The organism is Promicromonospora sukumoe 327MFSha3.1, from assembly GCF_000385135.1.
GTDB classification, from domain to species: Bacteria; Actinomycetota; Actinomycetes; order Actinomycetales; family Cellulomonadaceae; genus Promicromonospora; species Promicromonospora sukumoe_B.
In genome coordinates this window covers 144,855-170,276 of the sequence record NZ_ARQM01000014.1, presented here as the reverse complement: position 1 = coordinate 170,276, position 25,422 = coordinate 144,855, and the positions used below count along the sequence as shown (strand labels likewise).

General features: G+C 72.3%; 19 protein-coding genes. 5 read left to right on the top strand and 14 right to left on the bottom strand.

Going from position 1 to position 25,422, the window contains the following annotated elements; translation table 11 throughout:
- Positions 1-9: 9 nt before the first annotated feature.
- Entirely contained in the window at positions 10-1,332 is a 1,323-nt protein-coding gene (locus tag H291_RS0123210) for an endonuclease/exonuclease/phosphatase family protein (protein WP_020017421.1), read from the top strand.
- 106 nt (positions 1,333-1,438) lie between these two features.
- Here H291_RS0123210 and H291_RS0123205 read toward each other — a convergent pair whose 3' ends face one another.
- From H291_RS0123205 to H291_RS0123190, 4 genes are read right to left on the bottom strand one after another with little or no spacing between them, the layout of a single operon-like run.
- Entirely contained in the window at positions 1,439-2,203 is a 765-nt protein-coding gene (locus H291_RS0123205; RefSeq protein WP_020017420.1) for an ABC transporter ATP-binding protein, read from the bottom strand.
- Positions 2,200-3,213, bottom strand: coding sequence for an ABC transporter ATP-binding protein (locus tag H291_RS0123200; RefSeq protein WP_020017419.1), 1,014 nt, complete (start codon positions 3,211-3,213; stop codon positions 2,200-2,202). The genes H291_RS0123205 and H291_RS0123200 overlap by 4 nt, the downstream gene beginning before the upstream one ends.
- Complete coding sequence (locus H291_RS0123195; protein WP_020017418.1) at positions 3,203-4,192, bottom strand: branched-chain amino acid ABC transporter permease; 990 nt, start codon at positions 4,190-4,192, stop codon at positions 3,203-3,205. The genes H291_RS0123200 and H291_RS0123195 overlap by 11 nt, the downstream gene beginning before the upstream one ends.
- Before the next feature lie 13 nt (positions 4,193-4,205).
- Entirely contained in the window at positions 4,206-5,657 is a 1,452-nt protein-coding gene (locus H291_RS0123190) for an ABC transporter permease subunit (RefSeq protein ID WP_020017417.1), read from the bottom strand.
- Between the two features lie 316 nt (positions 5,658-5,973).
- Between H291_RS0123190 and H291_RS0123185 the strand changes: the two genes are divergently transcribed.
- The gene (locus H291_RS0123185) at positions 5,974-8,235 is read left to right on the top strand and encodes a S9 family peptidase (protein WP_020017416.1); all 2,262 of its coding nucleotides are present in this window, start codon (positions 5,974-5,976) and stop codon (positions 8,233-8,235) included.
- 112 nt (positions 8,236-8,347) lie between these two features.
- Here H291_RS0123185 and H291_RS0123180 read toward each other — a convergent pair whose 3' ends face one another.
- The 3 genes from H291_RS0123180 to H291_RS0123170 form a co-directional block, all read right to left on the bottom strand.
- Positions 8,348-9,598, bottom strand: a complete 1,251-nt coding sequence (locus tag H291_RS0123180; protein ID WP_051109617.1) for a glycoside hydrolase family 3 N-terminal domain-containing protein — start codon at positions 9,596-9,598, stop codon at positions 8,348-8,350.
- A gap of 60 nt (positions 9,599-9,658) precedes the next feature.
- Positions 9,659-10,795, bottom strand: a complete 1,137-nt coding sequence (locus tag H291_RS0123175; protein WP_020017414.1) for a threonine aldolase family protein — start codon at positions 10,793-10,795, stop codon at positions 9,659-9,661.
- 117 nt (positions 10,796-10,912) lie between these two features.
- Entirely contained in the window at positions 10,913-11,116 is a 204-nt protein-coding gene (locus tag H291_RS0123170; protein ID WP_020017413.1) for a cold-shock protein, read from the bottom strand.
- Between the two features lie 337 nt (positions 11,117-11,453).
- On the opposite strand from H291_RS0123170, the gene H291_RS0123165 reads away from it, so the two are divergent.
- Both H291_RS0123165 and H291_RS0123160 read left to right on the top strand, forming a co-directional pair.
- Complete coding sequence (locus H291_RS0123165; protein WP_026366045.1) at positions 11,454-12,731, top strand: ABC transporter substrate-binding protein; 1,278 nt, start codon at positions 11,454-11,456, stop codon at positions 12,729-12,731.
- 163 nt (positions 12,732-12,894) lie between these two features.
- Entirely contained in the window at positions 12,895-13,647 is a 753-nt protein-coding gene (locus H291_RS0123160; RefSeq protein ID WP_020017411.1) for a hypothetical protein, read from the top strand.
- 112 nt (positions 13,648-13,759) lie between these two features.
- Here the strand turns inward: H291_RS0123160 and H291_RS34680 are convergent, their stop codons facing one another.
- On the bottom strand, positions 13,760-17,710 hold the full coding sequence (locus H291_RS34680; RefSeq protein ID WP_020017410.1) for a TM0106 family RecB-like putative nuclease: 3,951 nt from the start codon (positions 17,708-17,710) through the stop codon (positions 13,760-13,762).
- A gap of 393 nt (positions 17,711-18,103) precedes the next feature.
- On the opposite strand from H291_RS34680, the gene H291_RS34675 reads away from it, so the two are divergent.
- Positions 18,104-19,003 carry an excalibur calcium-binding domain-containing protein gene (locus H291_RS34675; RefSeq protein WP_020017409.1) on the top strand — a complete coding sequence of 300 codons (900 nt, stop codon included), beginning with the start codon at positions 18,104-18,106 and terminating at the stop codon, positions 19,001-19,003.
- 124 nt (positions 19,004-19,127) lie between these two features.
- On the opposite strand, the gene H291_RS0123145 is transcribed toward H291_RS34675, so the two are convergent.
- The 6 genes from H291_RS0123145 to H291_RS0123120 all read right to left on the bottom strand — a co-directional run bounded on the left by H291_RS0123145 (position 19,128) and on the right by H291_RS0123120 (position 25,345).
- Positions 19,128-20,471 (bottom strand): hypothetical protein, encoded by a 1,344-nt coding sequence (locus H291_RS0123145; protein ID WP_033327772.1) that lies wholly within the window; start codon positions 20,469-20,471, stop codon positions 19,128-19,130.
- 2 nt (positions 20,472-20,473) lie between these two features.
- Positions 20,474-21,043, bottom strand: coding sequence for a SigE family RNA polymerase sigma factor (locus tag H291_RS34670; RefSeq protein WP_051109610.1), 570 nt, complete (start codon positions 21,041-21,043; stop codon positions 20,474-20,476).
- A gap of 368 nt (positions 21,044-21,411) precedes the next feature.
- On the bottom strand, positions 21,412-22,815 hold the full coding sequence (locus tag H291_RS0123135; protein WP_020017406.1) for a hypothetical protein: 1,404 nt from the start codon (positions 22,813-22,815) through the stop codon (positions 21,412-21,414).
- On the bottom strand, positions 22,812-23,387 hold the full coding sequence (locus H291_RS0123130) for a SigE family RNA polymerase sigma factor (RefSeq protein ID WP_020017405.1): 576 nt from the start codon (positions 23,385-23,387) through the stop codon (positions 22,812-22,814). Before H291_RS0123130 ends, H291_RS0123135 begins: the two co-directional genes overlap by 4 nt.
- 171 nt (positions 23,388-23,558) lie before the next feature.
- Positions 23,559-24,374, bottom strand: a complete 816-nt coding sequence (locus tag H291_RS0123125; RefSeq protein ID WP_020017404.1) for an amino acid ABC transporter ATP-binding protein — start codon at positions 24,372-24,374, stop codon at positions 23,559-23,561.
- Positions 24,371-25,345, bottom strand: coding sequence for an amino acid ABC transporter permease (locus H291_RS0123120; RefSeq protein ID WP_020017403.1), 975 nt, complete (start codon positions 25,343-25,345; stop codon positions 24,371-24,373). The genes H291_RS0123125 and H291_RS0123120 overlap by 4 nt, the downstream gene beginning before the upstream one ends.
- Between the last annotated feature and the right edge of the window lie 77 nt (positions 25,346-25,422).

Here is a 25,422-nt window from a genome sequence, read left to right as displayed (position 1 = left end):
GGAGCAGTCATGCGAGCCAGCACCACCTCGCGCCTGACGGGCGCGGCCGCGGCGGCGGCCCTGCTGGCCGGGGCCTTCCTCGCCTCGGCGAGCACGGCCTCGGCGGGCACGACGGACGGCACCGCTGCGGCGACGTCGGCCAGGCACGACCGGGACCGGGACCGGGACCACGGCAAGCACCGGACGCTGCGGGCCGCGACCTACAACCTGTCGCTGAACCGCGCGACGGAGGGCGAGCTCGTCGCCGACCTGTCCACGGGCGACGACGTCCAGGCCGCCACGGTGGCCGAGGTCATCCAGCACGCGAACCCCGACGTCGTGCTGCTCAACGAGTTCGACTACTCCGGCGACGCCGACCCGTACGCCGCCGCCGACCTGTTCCGCGAGAACTACCTCGAGGTGCCGCAGGGCACGGGCGAGCCGGTCGAGTACCCGTACGCGTTCGTGGCGCCGTCGAACACGGGCGTCCCGAGCGGGTTCGACCTGAACAACGACGGCACCGTCGGGGGCGGCGACGACGCGCTCGGCTTCGGCCTGTTCCCGGGGCAGTACGGCATGGTGGTGCTGTCCAAGTACCCGATCCGGCACCGCGACGTCCGCACCTTCCAGGACTTCAGGTGGCAGGAAATGCCCGGCGCCCTGCTGCCGGACGACCCCGCCACGGACGCCCCGGCCGACTGGTACTCGGCCGAGGAGCTCGCGGTGCTCCCGCTCTCGTCCAAGTCGCACTGGGACGTGCCGGTCCGCGTGGGCCGCGAGACGGTGCACGTGCTCGCGGCGCACCCGACCCCGCCGTCGTTCGACGGGGCCGAGGACCGCAACGGCCTGCGCAACCACGACGAGATCCGGTTCTGGGCCGACTACGTGCGCGGCGGCCGCGCCGCCCGGTACATCTACGACGACGAGGGCGACCGCGGCGGGCTGCGCCCCGGCTCGTCGTTCGTGATCGTGGGCGACTACAACGCCGACCCCCTCGACGGCGACTCGGCCACGGGCGCCGACGGCGTCCCCGCGATCGACCAGCTCCTGCGGCACCCGCGCATCACCGACCCGCGTCCGACGTCGGCGGGCGCACCCGAGGCCTCGGCGCTCCAGGCGGGCGCGAACCTGACGCACCTGGGCGACCCGACGCTCGACACGGCCGACTTCGCCGACACGACGCCGGGCAACCTGCGCGTCGACTACGTGCTCCCGTCGCGCGACATGCGGGTCCGGGACGCGGGCGTGTTCTGGCCGGCCGCGGCCGACCCGCTGTCCCGGCTCACGGGCGTCTACCCGTTCCCGAGCAGCGACCACCGCCTCACCTGGACCGACGTCAGGCTGCCGAAGTAGAACCGTGGCGAAGTAGAACCGTGGCGAGATAGAACGGTGGCGTACCCCCTGGTCAGGGGGTACGCCACCGTTCTACTTCGCTGCAGTTCTACTTCGGCGGAGAAGGTCAGCTCGCCTTGTCGACGTCCTCCGCCAGGGTGCCCAGGTAGAGCGAGATCACCTTCGGGTCGGACTGGAGCTCCTTGCCCGTCCCGGTGTACGCGTCCTTGCCCTGGTCGAGCACGTAGCCGCGGTCGCAGATCTGCAGGCAGCGCCGGGCGTTCTGCTCGACCATGACCACGGACACGCCCGCCTTGTTGATCATCCGGGTGCGCAGGAACGTCTCGTCCTGGCGCACCGGCGACAGGCCGGCGGACGGCTCGTCGAGCAGCAGCACCGACGGGTTCATCATCAGGGCGCGGGCCATGGCGACCATCTGCCGCTCACCGCCCGACATGGCGCCCGCACGCTGCGCGCGCCGCTCCCCGAGGGTGGGGAACAGGTCGGTGATGAACTCGAACCGCTCCGCGAACGCCTTGGGCCGCAGGTACACGCCCATCCGCATGTTCTCCTCGACCGTGAGCGAGGGGAACACGTTGTTGTTCTGCGGCACGAACCCCACACCCTGCGACACGAGGGTGTTCGCCTTCTGGTTCGTGATGTCCTCGCCGCCCAGGGTCACGCTGCCGGAGCGGACGTGCACCAGGCCGAACAGGGACTTCAGGAGCGTCGACTTGCCGGCGCCGTTGGGGCCGATGATGCCCACGAGCTCGCCCTTGGCGACCTCGAGGTTGCACCCGTTCAGGATGTTCACGCCGGGCAGGTAGCCCGCGACGATGTCGGTCGCCTTGAGCAGGATCTCCCGCTTCTCGGTCTTGGCCGCGTCGTTCATCGCTTCTCCTCCTCGGCCTCGAGCCGGGCCAGCACTGCGGGGTCGAGCAGCGAGTCGTCCCCGAGGTCGGTGTCGTGGTGCGCGCCGAGGTAGGCGTCGACGACGGCCTGGTCCTGCATGACGGACTTGGGCGGTCCCTCGGCCACGATCTTGCCCTCGGCCATCACCACGACCCAGTCGGAGATGTGCCGCACGGCGTGCATGTCGTGCTCCACGAACAGGACGGTCATGCCGTCGTCGCGCAGGGCCTGGATGTGGTGCAGCAGCGACTGGACCAGGGCCGGGTTCACGCCGGCCATGGGCTCGTCGAGCATGATCATGGTCGGGTCCGTCATCAGGGCCCGGGCCATCTCCAGGAGCTTGCGCTGGCCGCCGGACAGCGAGCCCGCGAAGTCGTCCTTCTTGGCGTCGAGCTTGAACCGCGCCAGGATCTCGAGCGCCTTCTCCGTGTTCTTCTTCTCGGTGCCCGCCCACAGGGGCTTGACCAGGGAGCCGAACAGGTTCTCGCCCGGGTTGCCCATGGCGGCGAGCAGCATGTTCTGCAGCACCGTCAGGCGCGAGAGCGCCTTGGTGAGCTGGAACGTGCGGACCATGCCGTTGCGGGCCACCTTGGCGGCGCTGACGCCGCCCAGCGGCTTGCCCTCGAAGGCCCACGAGCCCTGGTTGGGCTTGTCGAACCCCGTCAGCAGGTTGAAGAACGTCGTCTTGCCGGCGCCGTTCGGGCCGATGAGCGCCGTGATGACGCCGCGCTGGACCTCCAGGTGGTCGACGTCGACGGCGGTCATGCCGCCGAACCGGCGCTGCACGTCGTCGACGACCAGGATCGGGTCCGGCTTGCTGACGCCGACCGTGGGCTCGACCGCGGCCAGGACGTGCTCCGCGGCCTTCGCGGCCTCGGTGTCGCTGCGCTCGACGGTGTCGAGCGCCTCGACGGTGCTCTCGGGCACGTCGGTCGCCTCCGGCACGTCGGACACCTCTGTCACCTTGTTCTCCGTCGTCTCATCGGGCATCGAAGGCGAGCTCCTTCTTGTTCCCCAGGATTCCTTGTGGGCGGAAGATGACCAGCAGCATCAGGGTCACGCCGACGAGCAGACCACCGATCTGCTCGACCATCGTGGCCGACACGACGCCCTCCAGGCCCTCGCGCATACCCGCGCGGAGCAACATGTAGACCGCATAAAAGAGCATGGACCCCAGCACCGGGCCGAACAAGGTGGCGGCGCCACCGAGCAGCAGGACGGTCCACGCGAAGAAGGTCAGCGAGCGGCCCATGGCGTCGGGTGCGACCGACCTGGGCAGCACGTACAGCATGCCCGCGAGCGAACCGCACATGCCGCCGAGCACCAGCGCCTGCATCTTGTAGGAGAAGACGTTCTTGCCCAGTGCGCGGACGGCGTCCTCGTCCTCGCGGATGCCCTTGAGCACGCGGCCCCAGGGGCTGCGGGTCAGCAGCCAGACGAACACGACCGCGATGAGCACCACGGCCCAGGCGAACAGGCGGGTCCACCACGAGTCGGACCCGGTGAACACGTACTCGAGCGGGCCGAACGCACCGCGCTCGGGCGGTGCCGGCAGGAACGACAGCTCCTGGAACGTCGACTTGAAGGAGCCACCCGTGAGACCCGCCGCGCCGCCGGTGTATTCCTGGAACACCGTGGCACGGCCGAGCATTCGGATGATCTCCGCGGCCGAGATCGTCACGATCGCCAGATAGTCACCGCGTAGCTGGAGTGTCGGTGCGCCGAGGATGAGCGCGAACAGTGCTCCCGCGGCGAGCGAGATGAGCAGGGCCAGCCAGAACGGCGCGCCGGAGATGGTGGCGATGCCGAAGCCGTAGGCGCCCAGCAGCATGAAGCCTGCCTGCCCCATGTTGAGGAGGCCGGTGAACCCGAAGTGCAGGTTGAGGCCGATCGCGGCGAGCGCGATGGCGGCGGTGGTCGGAGCGATGAGCTCGGCGAGCGCCTGGGTGAGGATGCGGCTCAGTTCCATGATGGTTCTCCTTTCAGCCGATCCGCTCGGCGCGGCCGAGCAGGCCCTGCGGCCTGAACAGCAGCACGAGGATGAGGATCACGAGTGCCGAGGCGTAGCGCAGGTCGCTCGGCATTCCGGGGATGAGGGTGGACATCTCGACGACGAGGCCGATCACGAGGGAGCCGAGCAGGGCGCCGTAGGCGGTGCCCAGGCCACCGAGGGTGACGGCGGCGAACATCAGGAGCAGCAGCAGCATGCCGAGCGACCAGTTGAACGAGCCGAACGAGATGGCCAGCAGCATGCCCGCGAGGCCGGCGAAGCCGGTGGCCATGACCCACACGATGCGGATGATGCGGTCCGGGTTGATGCCGGTGGCCGCGGCGAGCGCCGTGTTGTCCGAGACGGCGCGCGTGGCGCGGCCGATGCGGGTGCGGGTGAGGAACCAGGCGATGAAGAAGATCACCACGACCGCGACCAGCATCGAGAGCCAGGAGGCGGTGCTGAGCGTGATGCCCGCGATCTCCAGCGGCTTCGGGTTCTGCGGAAGCACGCGGTGCGACCGGCCGCCGATGACCATCTGGATGGCGTACTGCAGCGCGAGCGAGAGACCGATGGTCACGATCATCATCTGCGTCACCGGGGTGCCGCGTCTGCGCAGCGGGGCCCAGATGGCGGCGTCCTGCGCCCAGCCGGTGGCGGCGCACGCGACGATCACCAGGATCACCGTGAGCCAGACCGGCAGGTGCAGCCAGTTGATGCCGATGAAGCCGAACATGGCGCCGAGCGTCACCTGCTCGCCGTGCGAGAAGCTCGACAGGCCGGTCGTGCCGTAGATGAGGCTGATGCCCACCGAGGCCAGGGCGAGCAGGAGGCCGAAGCGGATGCCCGAGCCGAACTGCTGCCAGACCTGCTGGAGCGAGGGCCCGCCACCGCCGGTGGCAGCGGTGCCGGCTCCGCCGAGGCCCTCGTCACCGGCCGCCGGGCCGGACGCCGCGTCGGTGGGCTCGGTGCCGCCGGTCTCGCCGGCACCGGGCGCCGTGGTGGCGCCGTCGGTCGGTTCGGCGCTCTCCGGAGGCGTGGTGCCCAGCCGGAACGCGGCGCGCGCCGAGCTACCGGTCTGCGCGGTGACCTGCTGCTCGGTGGCGTTGGGGAAGAGGCCGTCGGGGACGGTCTCCTCGTCGAGGGTGAGCGTGTAGGTGCCGACCTGCGGCACCTCCACGGACGCAGGCCCCTCCTGGGTGGTGGTCACGTCTTGCTCGAACCCCGCGCCTGAGATGGTCACGCCCACGTCGGGGACAGGGTTGCTGTCCTCGTCCAGGACGATCGCGACGACACATGCGGTCGTGTCGTCGGGCTTGCAGTCGGCGGGCGCGGCGGCGGCCACCGCGGGCGCCGCGGCGATCACGGCTGGGATGGCCACGGCCGCGAGCGTGGCCAGCAGCCTCCGCGCGCCCGTCGCGAGGTTCGGTCGGTCGGCTGTCATCTGCCGGGTCCTCCGTCGGTTCTGGTGTGTGGTGCTGCGAGGTCTCGGTTCCACTCGATACCAACATGATTCAGTCCTGCTTAACCAGGCCTGCATCAAACTGATGGCATCAGCGTGCCGGAAGTGTAGCCGTGCGATGTGTCACTCGTTACACCCGTGGGTCACACCCCGGTCACGGAGTGCCAACGATCCGGGCACCGGGAGGGCGTGGAACACCCCTTCGCCCGGCGGTCCGCACGGTTAGGCTGACGCGGTGTCCGACGACGCCCAGACTCCCCCAGCGGCCGCCCCCTCGGCCGATCGACCGACCGGTTCCGTGCGGGTGCTCCCGCCGTCCGAACCGCCCAGCACCGAGCGCCGCCCCCGCGAGCGCACCTTCCACGGCGACACCTTCGTCGACGACTACGAGTGGCTCCGCGAGAAGGAGAACCCTGAGGTCGTCGCGCACCTGGAGGCGCAGAACGCCTGGACCCTGGACCGCCAGGAGCACCTCGCGCCGCTGCGGCAGACCCTGTTCGACGAGATCAAGGGGCGCACACTCGAGACCGACCTCTCGGTCCCCGCGCGCGACGGCGACTGGTGGTACTACGCCCGCACGGTCGAGGGCCAGCAGTACCCGATCCACGCCCGCTACCCCGCCGCGGGGCCGGACGACTGGACGCCCCGCGTGCTCGAGCCCGGGCAGCCCGTGCCGGGCGAGCAGATCATGCTGGACCAGAACGCCGCGGCCGAGGGCCACGACTTCTTCGCCCTCGGCTCGCTCGACGTGTCCGACGACGGCACGCGGCTGCTGTACGCGACCGACACGGCCGGGGACGAGCGCTACACGCTGCGCGTGCGCGACCTGGCCACCGGCGAGGACCTCCCCGACGAGGTGCGCGACACCGCGCCGGGCGCCATGTTCACCCCCGACGGCGGGCACATCTTCTACCTGACCGTGGACGAGGCCTGGCGCCCGTGGCGGGTCTGGCGGCACCAGCTCGGCGCGACCGGCTCCCAGGACACGCTGGTGTTCGAGGAGCCCGACGAGCGGTTCTGGGTGGGCGTGGGCCTGTCCCGGTCCAAGAAGTACCTGCAGATCGAGCTGGGCTCCAAGGTGACGAGCGAGTCGTGGCTGCTGGAGTCCGACGACCCGACGGGCGAGTTCCGCGTGGTCTGGCCCCGCCGCGAGGGCGTCGAGTACTCGGTGGAGCACGCGGCGCTGCCCGTCTCGCCGGTCGAGCCTGTCGAGACCCCGGACTCGACCAGCCCGACCCGCGACGTGCTGCTGATCCTGCACAACCAGGACGCGCTGAACTTCGAGCTGGTCACCTCTCCGGTGCCCGCGCCCGGCGAGACGGTCGCCCCGCAGGACGCGGACGTCGTCGTGCCGCACGACCCGGAGGTGCGGCTGGAGGGCGTGAGCGCCAGCGAGCGCTACCTGGTGCTCTACTACCGCCGCGAGGCGATCTCGCGCTCCGCCGTGCTGTCGCTGATCGAGCCCGCCGGGGCCGGCGGCGGGCCCGTCACCTGGGACTTCCAGGAGATCTCGTTCGGCCAGCCGCTGGAGTCGGTCGGCGCGGGCGTCGGCGTGTGGGAGCAGCCCAACCTCAAGGTGGGCTACACCTCGTTCGTCACCCCCTCCTCGCTCTACCTGTACGACGTCGCCTCCGGCGAGCGCACCCTGCTCAAGCAGCAGCCGGTGCTCGGCGGCTACGACGCCGGCGACTACGACCAGCGCCGGGAGTGGGCCGTGGCCGAGGACGGCACGCGCGTGCCGATCTCGCTGGTCTGGCGCAAGGACAAGGTGCGGTTCGGGGTCTCGACGGGCTCGGCCGGCGGGACGGGCTCGGCCGGCGGGGCGGACGACGCGCCCGCCGAGCCCGCGCCGCTGCTCCTGTACGGGTACGGCGCCTACGAGTACTCGATCGACCCGTACTTCTCGGTGGCGCGCCTGAGCCTGCTCGACCGCGGCGTCGTCTTCGCCGTCGCGCACGTGCGGGGCGGCGGCGAGATGGGCCGCGCCTGGTACGACGACGGCAAGCTGGGCGCCAAGCGCAACACGTTCACCGACTTCGTGGCCTGCGGCCGGCACCTGGTCGCCACGGGCTGGACGGCGAGCGACCGCATGGTGGCCGACGGCGGCAGCGCCGGCGGGCTGCTGGTCGGCGCGGCGACCAACCTGGCGCCCGAGCTGTTCGCTGGAGTGCAGGCGGGCGTGCCCTTCGTGGACGCGCTGACCTCGATGCTCGACCCCACGCTGCCCCTGACGGTCACCGAGTGGGACGAGTGGGGCGACCCGCTGCACGACCCCGGGGTCTACGCGTACATGCGCTCGTACACCCCGTACGAGAACGTGGCCGACGACGCCTCGAGCTACCCCAAGGTGCTGGCGACGACCAGCTTCAACGACACCCGCGTGCTGTACGTGGAGCCCGCCAAGTGGGTCGCCCGGCTGCAGGCCGCCGGGGCGCCGGCGATGCTGAAGATCGAGATGTCCGCGGGGCACGGCGGCGTCTCGGGCCGGTACTCGGCGTGGGAGCAGATCGCGTTCGAGCACGCCTGGACCCTGGACGTGCTGGGGCTGGCCGACCGCTGAGCACCACCGCCCCCGCTGGTTGAGCCGCACCCCGCTGGTTGAGCCTGTCGAAACCAGGTCTCGACAAGCTCGACCAGCGGTGGGCGGGGGCTCGACCAGCGGTGGCGGTTGGTCAGAGGCCCGACTTGGCCGCGACCACCCGGGCCGCCGCGGCGTCGACCTTCGCGGCGAACGCCGGGTCCTGGCGCGCGGCCTGGACCAGCGCGTCCACCATCGCCGGGGCGACGGACGGCTTGGCGGAAGCCAGCACCAGGTCCACCCCGGCGTCGACGGCCCGGACCGCCCGCTGGCCGGCGGGCACGTTCTGGACCTGCACCGCGGCGGACAGGTCGTCGGTGATGATCACGCCGTCGAACCCGTGCTCGCGGACCAGGCCCACCACGGTGGGGCTGAACACCGCGGGCGCGTCGGGGTCGATCTTCGCGTAGATCGCGGACGACATCATGACCAGGCCGGTGCCGTCCTTGATGCCGGCATCGAACACCGCCACCGACGGGTCGTCGGGCCCGGTGACGGTGTCGGTCACGCCGGCCGTGGTGTCGGTGTTCGCCGTGACCCGGCCCAGCCCCGGGAAGTGCTTGATCGACGTCTGCACGCCCGAGTCCCGCTGGCCCTCCGCGAACGCGTTGCCGTGGGTGATCACGGACTGCTCGGTGTACCCGTAGTTGCGCGCGAACACGCCGATGGGCGCGTTCGACGCCGCGCCCTGCTGCGGCACCAGGTCCAGCACGGGCGCGAGGTTGAGGTTCACTCCCGCGGCGGCGAGCTCCTGCCCCCAGACCTCCGAACGGGCGCGCAGGTCCGGCGCGGACAGCGTGGCCTGATCGAGCGCGCTCGGGATGTCGCTGAAGCCCTTGCCGCGCAGCACCTGGACCTCGCCGCCCTCCTGGTCGGTGGACACGAACAGGGGCACCGGCGAGTCCGCCGCGGCGACGGCGGCGTCCACCAGGTTCTTCACCGGCCCGCGCCCGGCCTGGGTGCGGCCGTGCAGGAACACGCCGCCGATCTTCTGGTCCCGCAGCATGTCGAACGTCGGCTGGAACGGGCCCTTGACCGGCAGGCCGACCATCACGACCTGGCCCACCTTCTGCTCCAGGGACCAGCCGGCCACGAGCGAGAGGTCCGGCTCGCCGGGCGCGGGCTCCTGCGTGGGCGGTGCGGACGGCGTCGCGCTGGGTGCGGGCTGCGACGGCGACGGCGTCCCCCCGCCGGACGGGGACGAGCTCGGCCGGGTGCTCGACTGCACGGGTCCGGGCAGGGAGGTGGGTCCGGGCTCACCGGCCGGAGCGGAACATCCCGCGGCCAGCGTCGCGACCGTGAGAACGGTGGCGACCAGCAGGCCCGCGGGGCGAAAACGGATCATGACCACAAGTCTCACCCCGCCGCGGCCCAGGCGTGCAATCGGCTCGGCGGCGGGGCCGGATCAGAGCGCGGCGGCGATCGCCCGCACGAAGTCGTCGACGTCGGACGCCGTGGTGTCCCAGGCGCACATCCAGCGCACCTCGACCCGGTCGGCGCTCTCGCCCGGCGCCCAGTCGTAGAACCGGGCGTGCTCGCGCGCGCGGTCGGCGGCGGCCCGGGGCAGGGTCGCGAACACGACGTTCGCCTCGGTCGGGTAGGTCACGCGGACCCCGGTCCCGGGCTCCAGCAGCCCCGCCGCCTCGATCCCGGAGCGCAGGCGCGCGGCCATCGAGTTGGAGTGCACCGCGTTGCGCAGCCAGAGGGGCGCACCGTCGGCGGTGCCTGCCGCACCGGAGGTCGACGTGCCCGACGTCGGCGTGCCCGGCTCGCCGAGCAGGGCGAGGAGCTGGGCCGACACGAAGCGGGTCTTCGAGGCGAGCTGCATCGTCGCCTTGCGCAGATACGGCACGGCGCCGGTCGGCCCGGCCGCGTCGCCGGAGCCGGCGTCGTCGTCGGTGAGCACGACGACGGCCTCGCCCAGCATGCCGCCGTTCTTCGCCGCGCCGAGCGAGACGACGTCGACGCCCACGTCGGTGGTGATCTCCCGCAGCCCGACGCCGAGGGTCGCCGCCGCGTTCGCGAGGCGCGAGCCGTCCACGTGCACGCGCAGGCCGGCCGCGTGGGCGGCGTCCGCGAGGAGCTTGAGGTCGGCCACCGAGTAGACCGTGCCGAGCTCGGTCACCTGGGTGAGGCTCAGCACCGCGGGCTGCGCGCGCTGCACGTTGCCGATGTCGCCCGCGTAGCGGTCCACGGCGTCGGGCCCGATGCGGCCCGCGACGCTCGGGACGGCCAGCACCTTGAGGCTGCCCACGCGCTCGGGCGCCCCGTTCTCGTCGGTGTGGATGTGCGCGACGTCGCTGGCGATCACGGCGCCCCAGCGCGGGGCCGAGGCCATCAGGCTGATGACGTTCGCGCCGGTGCCGTTCAGCACCGGGAAGATGCGGGCGCGCTCGCCGAACACCTCGGTGGCACGGTCCTGGAGGCGGGCCGAGACGGGGTCGTCGCCGTACGAGACGGCCGCGCCGTCGTTCGCCGCGGCGATGGCCGCCATGACCTCGGGGTGGACGGGAGCGTAGTTGTCGGAGGCGAAGTGCTGCACGGGCCCATTCTCCCGCCGTCCGGCGCCGGACAGGCCAAGGGCCCGGCCACCTGGAAAGGTGACCGGGCCCTCGGCGTACAACCTGGCAGGCTCAGGAGCCCGCCGCGGCTGTCAGAGTCAGAGCGGGCGGATGTTCTCCGCCTGGAGGCCCTTCGGGCCCTGCTTCACGTCGAACTCGACGCGCTGGTTCTCCTCGAGCGAGCGGTAGCCGCTCGACTGGATCGCGCTGAAGTGGGCGAACACGTCCTGCCCACCGTCCTCGGGTGCGATGAACCCGAAGCCCTTCTCGGCGTTGAACCACTTGACGGTTCCGAATGCCATGTACTGCTCCTTGCAAGATGCGACGACCCCGGCCTTCGGGATCGCTGTAATCACGGTGTCGTCGTCATCTCTTGGAAGAACGATCGAGGCACTGCAACACGGCAAGCGTACCTGGACCCGCCGCGGAAAGCCCGACCAATCTCCGTGAGGTGCGTCTGGCGGGTGACCGGATGAACTTTCCTTGGGTCTAGGGTGACGTGGGTCACGTCCTCGTAACAATCTCGGCCGCAGTGGGGGATTCGTGACATGGGCGTCACACAAGGTGACTACTTTCAGCGACCACGACGGAGCAAAGTGCGCCGTCAGATCCACTCCCGCTTGAAGGGGAACAGCAGACATGATTCGACGTTCCACGGCTGCGCGCGGGCTCGCGCTAGCGGCAGTCCTCAGCGTGGGCTTGGCGGCCTGCTCCACCTCGGGTTCTGGCGATGGAGAGGGCGAGGGCTCTGCCGAGCCGCTCGTCGTCGGCACCATCCTCCCGATCACCGGCTCTCTTGCCTACCTCGGTCCGCCCGAGGTCGCGGGCGTCGGACTTGCGATCGACGACATCAACGCGGCCGGGGGTGTGCTCGGCAACGACGTGACCCTGGAGTCCGGTGACTCCGGCGACTCGACCGACATGAGCGTCTCGACCAACACGGCCACCGACCTCATCGGCAAGGGCGTCCAGGTCGCGATCGGCGCGGCGTCCTCGTCCGTCTCGCAGAACGTGGTCGACCAGTTCACCGAGGCCGGGGTCCTCCAGATCTCGCCCGCGAACACCGCCACCGAGCTCTCCGGCGTGAGCGACCTGTTCACCCGTACCGCCCCGCCGGACACCGTCCAGGGTGCGGCGCTCGGTTCCCTCGTGCTCGACGGCGGCCACCAGAAGGTCGCGTTCCTCGTGCAGAACGAGACCTACGGCACCGGCCTGCGCGACAACGTGCAGAAGTCGATCGAGGCCGGCGGCGCCGAGGCCGTCTACGGCGGCACCGGCTCCGGCGAGGAGTTCGCCCCGGGCGAGACCAACTTCTCGTCCATCGTGACCGACGCGCTGGCCGCCAAGCCGGACGCCATCGTCATCCTCGCGTTCGAGGAGACCAAGGCGGCCGTGGCCGAGCTCGTGTCCCAGGGCTGGGACTTCGACGGCACCACGTACCTCTGCGACGGCAACACCGCCGACTACTCCAAGGACTTCGACCCGGGGACGCTCAAGGGCGTCGTCGGCACCATCCCCGGCGCCGACCCCGCGCAGGAGTTCAAGGACGAGGCGAGCGCCTGGTACGAGGAGAGCGAGGGCTCGCCGCTGACCGACTACGCCTACGCCGCTGAGTCGTACGACGCCGTCATCCTCGCCGCGCTCGCCGCGGTGAAGGCGGAGTCGACCTCCGGCACCGACATCGCCGCGGCGATCCGCTCCGTGTCCGGCGCGGACGGCGGCACCGAGGTGTCCACCTTCGAGGAGGGCGTCACGGCACTCGAGGCCGGCGACGACATCCACTACAAGGGTGTCTCCGGCATCGGCCCGATCAACGAGGACAACGACCCGTCGTCCGCGTTCATCGGTGTCTACAACTACGCCGACGACAACACGCTCGTGTTCGACCGTGCGATCGAGGGCTCGGTCGAGGGCTGACGCTCCCGGCTGACACAGCACGAAGGCCCGGTCACCTCGGTGGCCGGGCCTTCGTCATGTCCTGTTCGTGTGACGGAGGGACGATGTGCGGGAACCCGGGGCGGCGGCGCGCCGTTGACCGGGATGGACCGTCAGGACCGAACCTCACGAAGGACTGAGATCAATGGGCTTCCTCGACCGACTGCTCGGCCGCGAGCCGCGCGAGCAGACACCCGGCATGTACCAGGGTGGCGGCACGCCGCGGCCGCAGTACCAGCAGGCCCCGGGTCAGACCCCGGCCTACGGCACGGCCCCCGTCTACGGATCCGCCGCGAGCACGGGCCGCAGCGAGGACGAGGTGGCGATCGAGCGCTACCGGTACCTGCTGCGCACCGCGCCGCCGGACCGGGTGGAGGAGGCGCACGCGGAGGCGTTCGCCCAGCTCACGCCCGAGCAGCGCAACCAGGTCCTGGCCCAGCTCAGCGAGACGGTGCCGCCCAACGAGCGCGCGACGTCGGACGACCCGCGCGACCTGGCCCGCATGGCCACGCGCGCCGAGATGCGCAACCCCGGCACGCTGGAGCGCAACTTCGGGGCGAGCCGCGGCCCGGGCTTCGGCTCGATGCTGGGCGCGAGCATGCTCGGCACCATCGGCGGCATGGTCATCGGCTCTGCCGTGGCGGACATGATGTTCGGCAGCTCGTTCGGCGACCCGGGCCAGGACTTCGCCGGTGAGGAGGGCGGCGGCGAGGCCGGTGCCGAGGAGGCAGGCGGCGAGGAGGCCGGGGCCGAGCCCGTCGAGGCGTCCGGCGCCGAGGGCGGTGACGCCGGTGCGGACGCGGGCGGCGACGGCGGCGGTGGCTTCTTCGGCGACATGTTCGGCGGCGGCGACGGTGGTGGCGACTTCGGCGGCGACTTCGGTGGCGGCGAGTTCTGACCCCTCCCGCCGAGGTAGAACCGTGGCGAAGTAGAACCGTGGCGAGATAGAACTCTGGCAGGCGCTGGAGTTCCATCTCGCCACAGTTCTACTTCGCCGGGGTTCTACTTCGTCAGGAGCCGATGAGGCGCAGGAACGCGCCGAGCTCCATGAGGTGCCGCACGCCGTCGGCCTCGAGGTCGCCGGGCAGGTAGTCGGTGAGCCGGGGCGACGAGACGACCACGGCCCGCCACTGCGCGCGCGAGACCGCCACGTTGATGCGGTTGCGCGACAGCAGGAACCCCATGCCCCGCGAGACGTTCTCCGGCGCCGAGGCTGCGAGCGTCAGGATCGCGACCGGCGCCTCCCGCCCCTGGAACATGTCGACCGTGCCGACGGGGACGCCGTCGAGACCGGCGGCACGCAGCGCCTGGCGCACGGTGTGGACCTGCGCGTTGTACGCGGCGACCACCACGACGTCGTCCGGGCCCAGCGGGCGGGCGGGCCGGCCGTGGCCCGGGTGCCAGGTGCGGCCGACCACGTCCTGCACCTGCCGCACCACCTCGTCGGCCTCCGCCGGGGACGACGTCGAGCGCCCCTCGTGGACCACCGGGGCGTGCACCACCCCGGGCGGCACGCCGTCGAGCGACCGCTCGGTCGTGACCGGGTGGGCCGACAGCCGGCCCGCGTACGCGAGCTCGGACACGGCAGCGCAGACCATCGGGTGCATGCGCCAGGACTCGGGCAGCAGGTAGCCCAGGCCCTCGGGCAGCACGGAGCTGCCGGCCGCGAGCCAGGCGAGCGCCGACTCGTCCACCGGTTCGGGGTGCTTTCCCTGGCTGACCTGCGGAAGCTGCTGCGGGTCGCCGAGCAGCAGCAGCCGCTGCGCGGCCCGGCCGACGGCGACCGTGTCCGCGAGCGAGAACTGCCCGGCCTCGTCGATGACGAGCAGGTCCAGGCCCTCGGCCGGCCAGCGCTCGTGCGCGAAGTCCCACGCCGTGCCGCCCACCACGCAGCCGCCGGAGCTCCCGGCCGCGAAGTCGGCGAGCTGGCTGCCCGTCAGCTCCGGCCACGGGGTGCCGGACTCCTGCTCCACGCCCTTGGCCCGCTGCTTCTTGGCGACCACCTCGACGGGCACCCCGGCCTTTTCGACCAGGCAGCGCAGCAGGTTCTCGACCGCGGAGTGCGACTGCGCCACCACGCCCACCCGCCAGCCCGCCTCCACGAGCCGGGCCACGACGTGCGAGCCGACGTGCGTCTTGCCGGTGCCCGGCGGACCCTGCACCGCGAGATAGGAGTGGTCGAGCCGCTCGACGGCGGCGAGCACGGCCGCCTCCAGGTGCAGCCCGCCGGCGGCTTCCCCGCCGGGCGCACCGGGCTCGGCCGGTCCACCAACCGGGCCGGGCACGACGGCCTCCGTCAGCCGCGGCAGGTCCCCGCCGCGCTGTCCTGAGCCTGTCGAAGGTCCGATCAGCCGGGGCGGGTCGCGGCGCAGCAGGTCGACGGCCGCGCCGTCGGGCAGGGTGCGGTCGGCGTCCCAGGCGGCGAGCGCCGCCCGGGCGGCGTCCTCGGTGGCCTGCTCCTGGGCGTCGTGCGCCGGACCGCGCTGCGGTGCGAGGGCGACAGGTGCCTGGTCGTGCGGGTCCGCTCCCCCGGACAGCCGCTCGCGCAGCACCACGACGTCGCGGCCGCGCCGGCCGTCCTCCTGGTCGGCGGGCTCCGCCTCCCCGACCGACAGGATCACGCCGCCGGAGTGCTCGCCCCGGATCGCCCGCGCCTCCAGCTCGCCCACGACCGGCGGTACCGGCTGGTCGTAGAGCACGTGCACCGCGTCGCCCACGCCCAGGTCGGACCCGTCGATGCGGGAACCGTCGAGCATGCGGCCCACCAGCTCGACCTCCCGCGAGGCGAGCCGGTCGCGCCCGACGACGTCCCAGTCCCGCAGCACGCGCGCATGTTCCACGTGGAACGTCGACCGCCGGCCGGGCCACTCGTCCAGCGGCAGCTCGAGCCGCGCGAAGTGTTCCTGCCAGAACGGCTTCTCCTCCCGCTGGTAGTAGCCCACGGCCGCACCCAGCAGCGCGAGCGCCTGCACCTCCAGCGACCGGTCGCCCCGGTTCTCGCCGACGCGCTCGGCGATCTCGGCGGCCAGCGCCAGCCGCCGCTCCCGGGCCTCGCGCCGGGCCTCGGCCCGGGCGACCGCCGCCTCCCCGTTGCCCCCGGAGCCGGCCGCGTCCGGGACGCCGCCCGCTGCCCCGGCCGTGTCCGGCCCGGTGGCCGCTTCCGCGGCACCACCGCCGGTCGACCCCGACCCCCAGGAGTCGTCGCCATCCGCAAGCCCGGGCGCCCACTCGTTCGCCCCGGCACCGGTGGCCCCCGACGAGGCGACCGCGTAGGCCGTGACCTCCGGTGCCACCGCGCCGCGCGCCCAGCGCAGCCAGTCGAGCAGCCGCAGCGTCGAGCGGCAGTCGTACTCGTTGTAGTCGAGGATGCGCTGCCGCAGTGCCGCCGCCAGCTCGTCCCCGTCGGCGGCGAGCTTGGCGTACTCCGCGTACTCCGTGACCGACGCCGTCGCGCTCGTGACGCCCTCGCGCGCCGGGTCGTCCTGCATGTAGAGGGGTTCGAGCTTCTTGATGGACTTGGACCGGTTGGAGATGCGCAGGCAGGATCGGACCACCGCGTAGAGGTCCACGAGCACGCCGTCGCGTAGCAGCTGGTCCACCTCGTCCTCGTAGACGCCGTGGCGCGCCGCGATCGAGAGCAGGTGCGTCTTCTCGTAGGCGGCGTAGTGGTAGACGTGCAGATCGGGGTAGGTCTCGCGGCGGGCGCTCAGGTAGTCGACGAACCGCACGAGCGCGTCGCGCTCGGCCGCCAGGTCGTCGGCCCAGAGCCCGTGGAACGGCGGGGTGCCGTCGTCGACGCCGGGCCGCTCGACCCAGCCGAAGAGGTAGTCGAGGCCCATGGCCGGTGCCTGGTCGTCGCCGGGCAGCCGCGCCGCCTCCCACAGCGGGTCGCCCTCGAAGTCGAAGAAGACGTCGCCGGGGCTCGGTGCCGGCAGCCCGTCGATGGCCTCGGTCGCCACGAGCTGCCAGCGCAGCCGGGCGTCGGGCCCGTCCGGGTCGACGCCGTCGGGCAGGTGGTCGAGCGCCACCGAGCCGTCGCCGTCGTCCAGGCCGAGCTGGAGGCGCGCCTGCGCGCGCAGGCCCTCGAAGCGGCCGGCGGCCATGCCGTCGGGCGGGGTCTCCGCGGTCGCGAGGCCGTCGATCGTGGTGATGCCCGCGGCGGACAGCCGCGCCCGCTGCGGCCCGTAGACCCCGCCGACGAGCAGCACGTCGCGGCTCTGCTGAGCGGCCTCGGCGCAGTCCGGGCAGTCGCGCAGGCGGCCGCAGGCCAGGTAGCGCTCGTCCTGCCAGCGCACCGGGCCAGCGTCGGCGACGTGGGTGTCGAGCACCTCGGTCAGCCGGGAGCGCCGCTTGCGGAAGACGGGCAGCAGGTCGGCCAGCCGGTGCGAGGTGGTCTCCCCCGTGCCGAGCACCAGGTGCACCTCGTCGGTCGGGTCGACCCGCGCCGCCAGCAGCTGGTCCGCGTAGGCGGCGAGCTGGAGCAGGGCACGCACCTTGGTGCGGCGGGCGAGCTTCGAGTCGTGCACGGCGTACCGGAGCCCCGCCCCCAGGGGGTCGCGCACCAGGAAGTCGGCCCGGCCGTGAAACCGCCCGTCGAAGAACGACGCCTGGTAGACGACGTCGGCACCCCGCTCCAACGCGGCCAGGGTGCGCGAGTGCGCGTCGAGCAGCTCGTCCCGCGACATCCGGCGCGCGGGCGCGACCTCCACCACGCCGCCGGGCCCGTCGTCGTCGGCCGGGCCGAAGGCGGCGAGGTGCCCCGCCAGGACCCGCCGCTCGTGGTCCTCGCCCAGGGCCGCCGTGCGGGCGAGCATCTGGTCCTCCTCCCGCACCCGGCGCGGGCTGCGGCCCAGGAGCTCGTCGAGGCGCCTGAGCAGGCGGAACTCGCACTCGCCCGCGGTCACGAGGTCGCTGGCCGAGTACACGAGGGTGCTGGCATCTTCACGCTCCAGGAGGAACATGCCCCCAGGTCTACCAGTGACCTCCGACACGAGCGCGCTACTGTCGCTCCCACACGCGGGAGAAATGTCCGATCGGTCCCATGGTTCTGGCGCCGACCCACCCGCATGGCCGATAGTGGGGCCGACCGTATCGAAGGAGCAACCATGCCCGTGCGCTTCAACCCGCCTCCGGGTTGGCAGGTGCCCCCGGGATTCCGACCCGACTCCACCTGGGCTCCCGACCCGTCGTGGCCACCGGCCCCGCCCGGTTGGGACTACTGGGTCGACCGCCCCGACGCCGCCCCCCAGCCCGATTCCGGACCCACTGCCGCCGCCCCGCCGGCACCCCCCGCGCCCCCGGCGCCCGCAGGCGCCCCGGACGGAGGCGGAGACACCCGCACCGTCGCGATCCAGGTGATCGACGCCCCCGCCCGGCGCCCGGCGCCCGCGCCCCCGGCCGTGCTGCCCGCCGAGGCGATGGGCTCGACCATGACGATGGCGCCCATCGGCGCCCCGCCGGCAGGCGCCCCGCGCCCGGGCTCCGGCCCGCAGCCGGTCTACCCGCCGCAGCCCGGCACGGCGCCGCCGCCTCCGCCGCCCGAGACGTCGGCCAAGGGCCCGGCGTCGGGCGTGCTCGCCGCGATCAAGGGCCTCGGTGGCCGCAAGACGACGCCGCCGGCCGAACAGCGACCCGGTGGCTCGGGCCCCGGCCCGCTGAGCATCGACGACGCGAACCGCCGGTCGGGCGGCTCGATCCCCGTCGGCACCGTCGCGCCCGGGCCCGTGGGCCCGGGTCAGCGGCCCGGCGGGTCGCAGCGACGTGGTCCGGGCGCCGGCCTGATGGTCGCCATCGGCATCGCCGGTCTCGCGCTCGGCGTGATCATCGGCGTGATCGTCACCGCGGGCCAGCAGGCCGACGCCAACCAGGCGATCTCGGACGCCCAGAACATCCAGTCCGGCATCGACGAGCAGCGCGCCGAGATCGAGGCCGACCGCGCCCAGGTCGACAAGCAGCGCGACGAGGTGGCCAAGCGCGAGCAGGCGCTCGGGGACCGGGAGGCGCAGGTCAAGGAGCAGGAGGCCGCGCTCAAGCAGCAGCAGGAGCAGCAGCAACAGCAGGAGCAGCAACAGCAGCAGGAAGAGCAGGAGCAGGAGAACAACGGGAACGGCAACGGGAACCCGGGCACCGTCTTCTACTGGAGCTGCGACGCGGTGCGTGCCGCGGGCGCGGCGCCCCTGCCCAACACCCAGCCGGGCTACATGCCGCACCTCGACCGGAACAACAACGGCATCGCGTGCGAGGACGGCGAGTAGCTCCGACCCACCGCACCGGCGCAAGAATGAGCGGGCCGAGACAGATCCCCAGATTCTGTCTCGGCCCGCTCGGTTGTTCCCGGCCCACGCCATCTCCCCAGACGAGACGCGGACCGGGAAGTCTCTAACCCCCGAAGAGTCCCTCCAGGAGTTCACCGAGACCGAGGGGATCCTCGTTCTCGGGAGCTTGGGTCTGCTCCTCGCTGGGAGCAGGGCTGGGTGACACGCCGCCGTCGGGCCGGACCTCGCCGGCCGAGGCGAGCTGCAGCGCCTCGCTCATGTCGATGAGGCACAGCCGCCAGACGTCGGGGTCGACCCCCTTGGGCGCCCGCCAGAACGACTTGCCGGTGAGCTCCGCCGGAGCCGTCCAGCCGCTGTCGGTGCGCTGCGCGACGCAGGTCTCCATAGCGGGCACCTCGTTCGCCTGCGGGTCCTCGACCAGCATCGGCGCGAGCTCCGCGACCATCGGCGCGGGCTCGGCGGCCCGGGGCGTGTCCACGGACTTCCCGGCGACGTCGTGGATGACGGCGCACTCGGGCGAGGTGCTGCGGCACCAGGAGGCGCTCCAGGTGTTCTTGCTCGCGTAGACGAATCCCCGCGGCTCCGCCGTCGACCGGTCCACCTGCAGCACGCGCATCCACACGGTGCCGTCGCCGAGCACGTCGAACGGGGTGACCCGCAGCGACGCGCCGGCCTCGGGTGCGCCGGAGGCGGCGTCCGCCCCCGGCCCCGGTGACGCGGACGCCCCCTGCGCGTCCGCGGCACCATCGGTCTGCGGGTCGTCGAAGACCAGGAACTGGTCCCCCTCCTTCGCACCGGAGGAGAAGCCGAACACGAGGGCCGGTCCGCCGTCGGACGGCAGGACCATCGCGTCGGACGTGACGCCGCGCCAGAGCAGGGTTCCGCCGAGGTTCCCCGCGCGGAGGTTCTGCAGGGCGGTGTCGCCGCCCGCCAGGACCTCCAGGTCGGTGGCGCTGTGCCGGCCGTCGATCTTCGCCAGGGTGACGACCGCCAGGTAGCGGTCGCCGTTCCCCGCCGGGAGGCCGAGGTCGAGCACGGCGGTGTTCGAGTCCACCCGGTAGGCCGCCGGCTGCGCCACGGACGTCACCCCGGGCGCCAGCTCCGCGAGCTCCGTGGCCGGGTCCGGCGTCGGGATGTCCGTCGGCGACGGCGCGGGCTCGACGTCGACCGTCGCCATCGGCTCCGGCGTGCCGAGGGGCGTGACCTCTACCGGGGCACTGCTCCAGAGCCCCGGGATCCCCGGGAGCGCGCCCGCCACTCCGGCACCCGCCGTGGCCAGCACGAGCGTCGAGGCCAGCGAGACGCCGGCCCGCCGTGCGGTGTGCTTGCGCCGGCTCGACCGCAGGACGCCGTCCAGGTCGAGCGTCGACTCGGGCACCGACGCGTGCGCCGACTCGCGGAGCCGGGCGACGAAGTCGTCGTCAGGAGCGCCGTGGGAGAGGTTCATGTTCATCGCGTTCCGCCCAGAGAATCGAGATCGAGGATCGCGCGCAGGTGGGCGAGGCCGCGCGAGGCAGTGGACTTGACGGTGCCGAGGGGGATGCCGAGCTCGCTGGAGACCTCGGACTCCGACAGGTCGAGCAGGTGGCGCAGCACCACGACCCGGCGCTGCTTGAGCGGGAGGCGCAGCAGGGCGCGCACGACGGTGTCGCGGTCGTCCACGGTGCGCGTGGGCATCCGGGTCGCCGGGCGGGCCGCGCGGGTGTCCTCCTGCGGCAGCTCGTCGGGCCCGGTCAGCACCTCGCGCCGCGTGCGGCGCCAGGCGTCGATGCGCAGGTTCGCCAGCACACGCCGCGCGTACACCAGCGGGTCGCCCTGCCGGGCCTTGTGCCAGTGCCGGTAGCAGCGCTCGAAGGTCTGCTGCGTGAGCTCCTCGGCGCGGTGGGCGTCACCGCTGAGGAGGAAGGCCATCCGGTGCAGCGGATCCTTGGCCTCTCGCATGAACGCCGTGAACTCTTCGTTCTTCGAGATCTGGGCGGTCCTGCGCGCGTGAGTGGCCCTGGGCCGGTCGGTACGCACGGGCAGCGAGGTTACGTCATCCTGGCCCCCACCTCGCACCACCGTGAGTGGCCGGGTCGTGGGGACGGAGTCTGCCTTCGGCGTCGTGGTGGATGAGGAGTCTGGGGTGTTCTGCTGGGTGGTCACGGTCTCCAGGTCGTCCGCAGAGCTGGAGTCGGCACGCACGACGCGCAGGACCACGGGCTTGGGTGCCCGGGACTCTGGCGCTCGAACGCGCGGACTCGTGACTGTCACGAACGGAACACGGCCCGACCGGGACGAAGGTTCCATATTGGTTCAGAAAAATTTCCCGGGACGACGAAGCACGTGTCAGACACTCAGATCACCGGGGTGACCTGTACGTCTGACACGTGCTTCGTCTGGCGCAATCAGCGGCGGAAGTCCAGCGTCCCCAGGAACGTGTGGAGGTCCCGCAGGCCCTGCTCGCCGCCGTCGAACTCGACCACGAGGAACAGGTTCTCGCCCCGGTCCTCCTGGTGGACGTAGATGTCGACCCAGTAGTAGTCGGTCTCCCCGTCGACGTTGTGCGCGGTCGGGATCACCTCGGCGTAGTCGGCGCCGGGGACGTCGATCATCTTGGACCCCGGCCGGCCGGACGGCGTCCACCAGACGCCGCCGGGCTTGCCGCCCTGGACATAGACCCGCTCGAACACGTCCTTGTCCTCGGCGGCGCGCGCCTTCTCCTCGGCGGTGGCGTCGGTCCACATGTTCAGCGTGTCCTCGTCGAGGCCGGGTTCGACGTACATGACCGTCGGCCCGGTCCACTCCACGCCCGGGGAGAACTCGCCGTCGGTCTCCGCCGAGGTCCAGCCCTCCGGCACCCCGAACGTCAGCCCGTTGTGCTCGGTCCGCTCCCAGCCGGCCGGGATCCCGCGCTCGATGGCGTCGAGCACCGGGGCCGAGAACTCCGGCAGGTACCAGTCGGGCTCACCCGCCTCCTTGAGCCAGAGGTTCCCGACGAAGTCGCGGAGCATCTTGTCGCCCTGCTCGGTCGCCGCGAACCGGGTGTCGATGATCCAGCCCTCGTCACCGCTGCGGACCGTGATGGTGGCGGGCCGGATCTTGCCCTCCCGCTCGTGCCGCTCGATGACGACGAGGTCCGCGCCGTCGATGTCGATCGTCGTCGCGCCCGAGTCCTTCGCCGGTGCGGTCCAGCCCGCGACGTCGAACACGTTGCGCAGCTCGATCGTGGCGTCCATGTCGTCGATGGTGCCGGTCTCGCCGAGGCCGTCCGCCTCCGGGTGGTCCGGGGCGAGCCAGCCGGCCACGCCGCCCGCGTTGACGTCGCCGACGGCGATCCAGCCGCCGGCCGGGACCTCGTACCAGAGCCCGCCGAGGATGTAGGGCGCGGCACCCGCTCCGTCGACCACGCCGTGCTCGACACCCGCCAGCACCGGCAGCGTGCCGCCACCGGTCTCCAGGTACTCGGTGGGCTCGTCGGTGGGCTCGTCGGCCAGGTCCGCCGTCGAGCTCGTCGACGACGGCTCGTCGGACGGGGCCCCCTTGGCCGTGGTCTTCACCGTGCCGGGCAGGGGCTCCTGCTGGCCGGCGTAGAACGCCCCGGCCGCGCTGATGCCCGCGCCGGCCAGCACCACCGCGGCCACGCAGGCGGTCGCCGTGGCCACGACCCGGCGCCGGCGCACGTTGCGCACGGCGCGCGTCGCCATGGCGGCGGCGTCGAGGTCGGCCGGCGGCCTGATCGCCGAGCCGGTCGCCTTCATGCCGGCCAGCAGCGCGGCGTCCTTCTTGGCGTGGATGTCGTGCACGTTCATGATCGGCTCCCTTCGCCGGTCGGCACCACGAGGGTGCGCAGGCGCTCCAGGGCGCGTGAGGCGGTGGACTTGACCGTCCCGGTGGAGATGCCCAGCTCTGCGGCCGTGTCGGCCTCGGACCGGTCGAGCAGGTAGCGCAGCACCACCACCCGCCGCTGCTTGACGGTGAGCGCCAGGAGGGCGCGGACCAGGCGGTCCCGCTCGGCCAGCTCGGCGTCCGACGCCGGGGTGCTCGCCTCGCGCAGACCGAGCACCGGCTCGTCGGTGAGCACCTCGCGGCGGGTACGGCGCCAGGTGTCGATCCGGGCCGTGGACAGGACACGGCGCGCGTAGGCGAACGGGTCGCCGTCGGCCACCTTCTTCCAGGCCTTGAACGTGCGCTCCAGCGCGAGCTGCACCAGGTCCTTGGCGCGGTGCTCGTCACCGCTCAGCAGATACGCGATCCGGTACAGCGCCGGGGTGCTGGCCTGCGCGAACGCCGTGAAGTCCGCGACCGGGTCCTGGCCGCTGCGCACCACCGGGATCTCGCCGGTGCCCCGCTCGGGTTCCAGGCTCACCGCCACCTCGCTCATCCGGTACACCGCCCGGAGGCGTGGCCGGCGCCCTGCCCCGGCGTGGGTCCGCGGCGCGCCGCGCGCCGCCTCGTCTGCGTCATGCACCTTAGACGCAGAGCGGGCCCGCCGAGGTTGCGCTCTTGTCGGAGCGGTTCCTCGACGGACCCGTGTGACCTGCGTCTCCCGAGGTCAGAGCACGTGCGCCAGGAAGTCCTTGGTGCGCTGCTCCCGCGGGTCGTCCAGCACCCTCCTGGGCGGGCCGGACTCGACGATGACGCCGTCGTCCATGAACACCACGTGGTCGGCGACCTCGCGGGCGAACCCGATCTCGTGGGTCACGACGATCATGGTCATGCCGGACCGGGCCAGGTCCTGCATCACGGAGAGCACCTCGCCCACGAGCTCGGGGTCCAGCGCCGACGTCGGCTCGTCGAACAGCATGAGCTCGGGGTCCATGGCGAGCGCCCGCGCGATGGCCACACGCTGCTGCTGGCCGCCCGAGAGCTGGGCCGGGTAGTGGTCGGTCCGGTCGGACAGCCCCACCCGCTCGATCAGCTCCAGCGCGCGCTGCCTGGCCGCCTTCTTGGTCAGCCCTCGCACCTGGACGGGCGCCTCCATGATGTTCTCGACCGCCGTCATGTGCGGGAACAGGTGGAACCGCTGGAACACCATGCCGATCCGCGAGCGCTGCTTCGCGACCACCTTGGGGTGCAGCCGGTGCAGGACCCCCTTGTCGTCCTTGCGGTAGCCCATCAGGTCGCCGCCCACGACGACGGAGCCGCCGGTGATCTCCTCCAGCTCGTTGATGCAGCGCAGGAGGGTGGACTTGCCGGAGCCCGACGGGCCCAGGATCACCGTGACCGAGCCGCGCGGGACGTCGAGGTCGACGCCCTTGAGCACGTGCACGGCGTCGTGCCCGTGGCCGAACACCTTGTGCACGGCGCGGACGGAGACCATGTCCGTCGAGGCGGCCGGGACGGCCGCGGCATCGGTGGGGGCGCTCATGGTGTCACGTCCTTGTTCACGTCGTCCTGCACGGTCCCGGCCGCGGCGATCGCCGCCTGCTTGCCGCCGGCCGGGCCCTTGCCCCGGCCGCGGCGCCGCGTGCTCGTGCCGAACCCGCGCCCGTAGTACTGCTCCAGGTAGTGCTGGCCCACCATCAGGATCGAGGTGATGAGCAGGTACCAGAGCGCCGCGATGACCAGCAGCGGGATGGGCAGGAAGGTGCGGTTGCCGATCGCGCTGGTGGCGTAGGTCAGCTCGAACGTGAGCGGCACGGCGACCACCAGGGAGGTGGTCTTGAGCATCGAGATCGTCTCGTTGCCCGTCGGCGGCACGATCACGCGCATGGCCTGGGGCAGGATCACGCGGCGCATGATCTTGCCGTCCTTCATGCCGAGCGCCTTCGCGGCCTCGGTCTGCCCGGGGTCCACGGAGGTCAGGCCCGCGCGCACGATCTCGGCCAGGTAGGCCGACTCGTTGAACGCGAGGCCGAACAGCGCCAGCCAGAACGCGGTGAGCACCTCGTCCGTGCGGAAGGAGAAGAACTCCGGCCCGAACGGGATGCCCAGCGACAGCCGCGGGTACAGCACGGCGAGCAGGCCCCAGAAGATGAGCTGCGTGTAGATCGGCGTCCCGCGGAAGAACCAGATCCACGCCCAGCTCACCGAGCGCATGACCGGGTTGTCCGACCGGCGCATCATCGCGAGCGCGACGGCGAGCACCACGGCGATGGCCATGGAGCCGAACGTGAGGACCAGGGTCCACATGACACCGCGGATCACCACGATGTCCCGCAGGTAGAGCCAGACCACGTCCCAGCGGAAGTTCTCGTTCGTGATCAGTGCGTTGGCCGCCATGGCGGCCAGCACGAGCACGGCCACGGCCGCGACGAGGCGGCCGGGCCGGGGCACGGGCCGCGCGTGGATCCGGTTGGGCACCGGGTCGCTGCCCGACGGCGACGTCTGCGTCGTCACGTCAGCCTGTCCTTTCCTCGAACCTTGCGTGAGATGACTCCTGGAAAAGCTGAGTGCACGGTACCCGCAGTCGCACG

Bases quoted from the DNA above. Each gene is read 5' to 3' on its own strand.
- H291_RS0123210 (WP_020017421.1), top strand. From the start codon at position 10: ATGCGAGCCAGCACCACCTCGCGCCTGACGGGCGCGGCCGCGGCGGCG.
- H291_RS0123205 (WP_020017420.1), bottom strand. From the start codon at position 2,203: ATGAACGACGCGGCCAAGACCGAGAAGCGGGAGATCCTGCTCAAGGCG.
- H291_RS0123200 (WP_020017419.1), bottom strand. From the start codon at position 3,213: ATGCCCGATGAGACGACGGAGAACAAGGTGACAGAGGTGTCCGACGTG.
- H291_RS0123195 (WP_020017418.1), bottom strand. From the start codon at position 4,192: ATGGAACTGAGCCGCATCCTCACCCAGGCGCTCGCCGAGCTCATCGCT.
- H291_RS0123190 (WP_020017417.1), bottom strand. From the start codon at position 5,657: ATGACAGCCGACCGACCGAACCTCGCGACGGGCGCGCGGAGGCTGCTG.
- H291_RS0123180 (WP_051109617.1), bottom strand. From the start codon at position 9,598: ATGATCCGTTTTCGCCCCGCGGGCCTGCTGGTCGCCACCGTTCTCACG.
- H291_RS0123170 (WP_020017413.1), bottom strand. From the start codon at position 11,116: ATGGCATTCGGAACCGTCAAGTGGTTCAACGCCGAGAAGGGCTTCGGG.
- H291_RS0123165 (WP_026366045.1), top strand. From the start codon at position 11,454: ATGATTCGACGTTCCACGGCTGCGCGCGGGCTCGCGCTAGCGGCAGTC.
- H291_RS0123160 (WP_020017411.1), top strand. From the start codon at position 12,895: ATGGGCTTCCTCGACCGACTGCTCGGCCGCGAGCCGCGCGAGCAGACA.
- H291_RS34680 (WP_020017410.1), bottom strand. From the start codon at position 17,710: ATGTTCCTCCTGGAGCGTGAAGATGCCAGCACCCTCGTGTACTCGGCC.
- H291_RS0123145 (WP_033327772.1), bottom strand. From the start codon at position 20,471: ATGAACCTCTCCCACGGCGCTCCTGACGACGACTTCGTCGCCCGGCTC.
- H291_RS0123135 (WP_020017406.1), bottom strand. From the start codon at position 22,815: ATGAACGTGCACGACATCCACGCCAAGAAGGACGCCGCGCTGCTGGCC.
- H291_RS0123130 (WP_020017405.1), bottom strand. From the start codon at position 23,387: ATGAGCGAGGTGGCGGTGAGCCTGGAACCCGAGCGGGGCACCGGCGAG.
- H291_RS0123125 (WP_020017404.1), bottom strand. From the start codon at position 24,374: ATGAGCGCCCCCACCGATGCCGCGGCCGTCCCGGCCGCCTCGACGGAC.